At 70.3% G+C, this 3,649-nt stretch carries 4 protein-coding genes; all 4 read left to right on the top strand.

Going from position 1 to position 3,649, the window contains the following annotated elements; genetic code table 11:
• Positions 1 to 117 precede the first annotated feature (117 nt).
• Positions 118 to 1,350 carry a mycofactocin radical SAM maturase gene (gene mftC, locus G6021_RS12805; protein ID WP_179525884.1) on the top strand — a complete coding sequence of 411 codons (1,233 nt, stop codon included), beginning with the start codon at positions 118 to 120 and terminating at the stop codon, positions 1,348 to 1,350.
• 55 nt (positions 1,351 to 1,405) lie between these two features.
• Complete coding sequence (gene mftD, locus G6021_RS12800) at positions 1,406 to 2,629, top strand: pre-mycofactocin synthase MftD (RefSeq protein ID WP_182610384.1); 1,224 nt, start codon at positions 1,406 to 1,408, stop codon at positions 2,627 to 2,629.
• Positions 2,630 to 2,690: 61 nt separating this feature from the next.
• Complete coding sequence (locus G6021_RS12795; RefSeq protein WP_182641455.1) at positions 2,691 to 3,506, top strand: mycofactocin-coupled SDR family oxidoreductase; 816 nt, start codon at positions 2,691 to 2,693, stop codon at positions 3,504 to 3,506.
• 20 nt (positions 3,507 to 3,526) lie between these two features.
• Positions 3,527 to 3,649: creatininase family protein (locus tag G6021_RS12790; protein ID WP_182641454.1), on the top strand; the 123-nt coding region annotated here is incomplete at its 3' end.

The raw sequence follows: 3,649 nt of genomic DNA, 5'->3' as shown, positions 1-3,649 counted from the left end.
CACCGCCCGCGCCGCCTGCGCGGCCGCCGGTGTACCGATCGACGACCCCGGGACCGCCCGCCTGTACCTGCACGCGCTCGGCCAGCTCGCCGCCTCGCGCATGATCGAGGAGACCTCATGACCAGCACGCTCAGCCGCCCGGCGGCCCCCGCCCCCGTCGGCCGCCTCGTGGACCAGTTCGAGCGCGGCCTCGACGCCCCCATCTGTCTGACCTGGGAGCTCACCTACGCCTGCAACCTCGCGTGCGTGCACTGCCTGAGCTCCTCGGGCAAGCGCGACCCCCGCGAGCTGAGCACCGAGCAGTGCAAGGCGATCATCGACGAGCTGCAGCGCATGCAGGTCTTCTACGTGAACATCGGCGGTGGCGAGCCCACCGTCCGCCCCGACTTCTGGGAGCTCGTCGACTACGCGACCAGCCACCAGGTGGGCGTGAAGTTCTCCACCAACGGCGTGCGCATCGACGAGAAGGTGGCGCAGCGCCTGGCCGCGAGCGACTACGTCGACGTGCAGATCTCCATCGACGGTGCCACCGCCGAGGTCAACGACGCGGTCCGCGGCCCGGGCTCGTTCGACATGGCGGTCCGTGCCCTCGAGAACCTCAAGAACGCCGGCTTCACCGACGCCAAGATCTCGGTGGTGGTCACCCGCGAGAACGTGACCCAGCTGGACGAGTTCAAGGCCCTGGCGGACAAGTACGACGCCACCCTTCGCATCACCCGCCTGCGCCCCTCCGGCCGCGGAGCGGACGTGTGGGACGACCTCCACCCGCTCCCCGAGCAGCAGAAGGACCTCTACGACTGGCTGGTCGAGCACGGGTCGAACGTCCTCACCGGTGACAGCTTCTTCCACCTGTCGGCCTTCGGCGACGGCCAGGGCTCGCTGCCCGGCCTGAACCTCTGCGGCGCGGGCCGCGTGGTGTGCCTCATCGACCCGATCGGGGACGTCTACGCCTGCCCGTTCGCGATCCACGAGGAGTTCCTCGCCGGCAACATCGTCTCCGACGGCGGCTTCGAGAGCGTCTGGCAGACCTCGGAGCTCTTCCGCGAGCTGCGTGAGCCCCAGTCGGCCGGGGCCTGCGCGTCCTGCAACTTCTACGACAGCTGCCGCGGCGGCTGCATGGCGGCCAAGTTCTTCACCGGCCTGCCCATGGACGGGCCGGACCCGGAGTGCGTCCAGGGCTACGGCGAGGGACTGCTCGCGGCCGAGCGCAGCATCCCCTCGCCGTCACAGGACCACTCCCGGGTCAAGGGGCTGGCGGCGCGCAAGCAGCCCACCGGCCCGGTCCCGCTGACCCTCGTCACCACCCCGCCGCGCAGGCCCACCAGCCTGTGCGACGAGTCCCCCGTCTGAGTCGGCCGGCCGACCCGCCACCGCCCACGTCCTCCCCCCGAAGGAGCCCTCTCCCGTGTCACGCCTGTCGAAGATCGCCGAGGCCAACCCCTGGCGCCGCAACCCCTGGTTCGAATCGGTCGCCGAGGCCCAGCGCCGCGCCAAGAAGAAGCTGCCCCGGAGCGTCTACATGGCGCTGGTGGCCGGCAGTGAGCAGGGCGTGACGATCGACGACAACACGGCCGCGTTCGCCGAGCTGGGTCCCAAGCCGCACGTGATCGGGGCCAAGGCCGAGCGGGACATGGCCACCACGGTGATGGGGCAGCCGATCAGCCTCCCGGTGATGATCTCGCCGACCGGGGTCCAGGCCGTGACCCCGGACGGTGAGGTCGACGTGGCCCGCGCGGCCGCCGCGCGCGGCACCGCGATGGGACTGAGCTCCTTCGCCTCCAAGCCGATCGAGGAGGTCATCGCCGCGAACCCGCAGACCTTCTTCCAGGTGTATTGGCTCGGCGGCAAGGAGAAGGTCCTCGAGCGCCTCGAGCGGGCCAAGGCCGCCGGCGCCGCGGGCGTCATCCTCACCACCGACTGGTCGTTCTCCATGGGGCGCGACTGGGGCAGTCCGACCATCCCGGAGAAGCTCGACGCCAAGGCGATGCTCACCCTCGCCCCGGAGATCGCGGTGCGTCCGCGCTGGGCCGCCGAGTGGGCGCGTGACGTGGTGACCAACAAGCGTTTCCCCGACCTGACCACGCCGAACCTCGTGCACCAGGGCGAGATGGGTCCGACCTTCTTCGGCGCCTACGGCGAGTGGATGGGTACCCCGCCGGCCACGTGGGAGGACATCGCGTGGGTCGTGGACAACTACGACGGGCCGGTCATGCTCAAGGGCATCACCCGCATCGACGACGCCCGGCGTGCCGTCGACGCCGGCGTCAGCGCGATCTCGGTCTCCAACCACGGTGGCAACAACCTCGACGGCACCCCGGCCTCGATCCGCTGCCTCGCACCGATCGTCGACGCCGTCGACGGTCAGGTCGAGGTGCTGATGGACGGCGGGATCCGGCGCGGTTCGGACGTGGCCAAGGCGCTCGCCCTGGGCGCCCGCGCCGTGATGATCGGCCGCGCGTACCTGTGGGGCCTGGGCGCCAACGGCCAGGCCGGCGTGGAGAACGTCCTGGACGTCCTGCGCTCGGGCCTGGACTCCAGCCTGATCGGGTTGAGCAAGTCCTCGATCTCGGAGCTCACCAGGGATGACTACGTGATCCCCGACGGGTTCATGCGTCGCCTGGGAGAGTGACCCGGTGGGCGGTCCGCCGGGCCTCCCTGTTACGTCCGTAGAGGAAAAGGAACCACAGTCCATGGGAGACTTCGACGGCAAGGTCGTCTACATCACCGGCATCGCCCGCGGCCAGGGCCGCAAGCACGCCATCCGTTTCGCCCGGGAGGGTGCCAGTGTCATCGGACTGGACCTGTGCGCCTCGCCGTCCGAGCACGTCGGCTACAAGGCGGCCACCGAGGACGACCTCGCGCAGACGGTCGAGAAGGTCCGCGCGGAGGGCGGGGAGATCCTCGCCGAGATCGGCGACGTCCGCGACCTGGCGTTCCAGCAGGACCTGGTCGCCCGCGGGGTCGAGCGGTTCGGCGGCCGTCTGGACGTGGTGATCGCCAACGCCGGCATCTGCAACTGGGGCAAGGTCTGGGAGATCGACGAGCAGCAGTGGCAGGACACGATCGACATCAACCTCACGGGGTACTGGAAGACCCTCAAGGCCACCATCCCGCACATGCTCGCGGCGGACAACGGTGGATCGATCGTCCTGGTGAGCTCCGTCGCCGGACTCAAGGCCATGCCGGTCCAGTCGCCCTATTCGGCCTCCAAGTACGGCGTGGTGGGCCTCGCGCAGACCGCGGCCAAGGAGCTCGGTGAGCACCGGATCCGCGTCAACACGATCCACCCCTACGGCGTGCTGACCCCCATGGGTGCCGACGACCCGGCGGCCCACGACGTGTTCACCAACATGCCCCAGTTCCTCCCGCACTTCACGCCGATCCTGGGGATGGGCATGGCCACCACGGACGACATCTCCGACTCGGTGCTGTTCCTGGCCTCGGACGCCTCCCGCACCATCACCGCGTCGACGTTCACCGTCGACATGGGCGCGATCAAGGTCTGACCATCGAGCCCGTCCTGGCGGTGCTGCCGCTCGGCGCCACCGAGCAACACGGCGCGCACCTGCCGACCCAGACGGACACGCTGCTGGCCACGGCCACCGCGGACGCCCTCGCGGCCGCCGGCGTCCTGGTGCTCCCCGCTCTC

The sequence above is a fragment of the Dietzia sp. CW19 genome, from assembly GCF_014145265.1.
GTDB lineage: Bacteria > Actinomycetota > Actinomycetes > Mycobacteriales > Mycobacteriaceae > Dietzia > Dietzia natronolimnaea.
This window is presented reverse-complemented; position numbering and strand designations above follow the sequence as displayed.

What these genes read in the sequence shown, in the direction of transcription:
- mftC (WP_179525884.1), top strand. Translation starts at nt 118, where the DNA reads ATGACCAGCACGCTCAGCCGCCCGGCGGCCCCCGCCCCCGTCGGCCGC.
- G6021_RS12795 (WP_182641455.1), top strand. Translation starts at nt 2,691, where the DNA reads ATGGGAGACTTCGACGGCAAGGTCGTCTACATCACCGGCATCGCCCGC.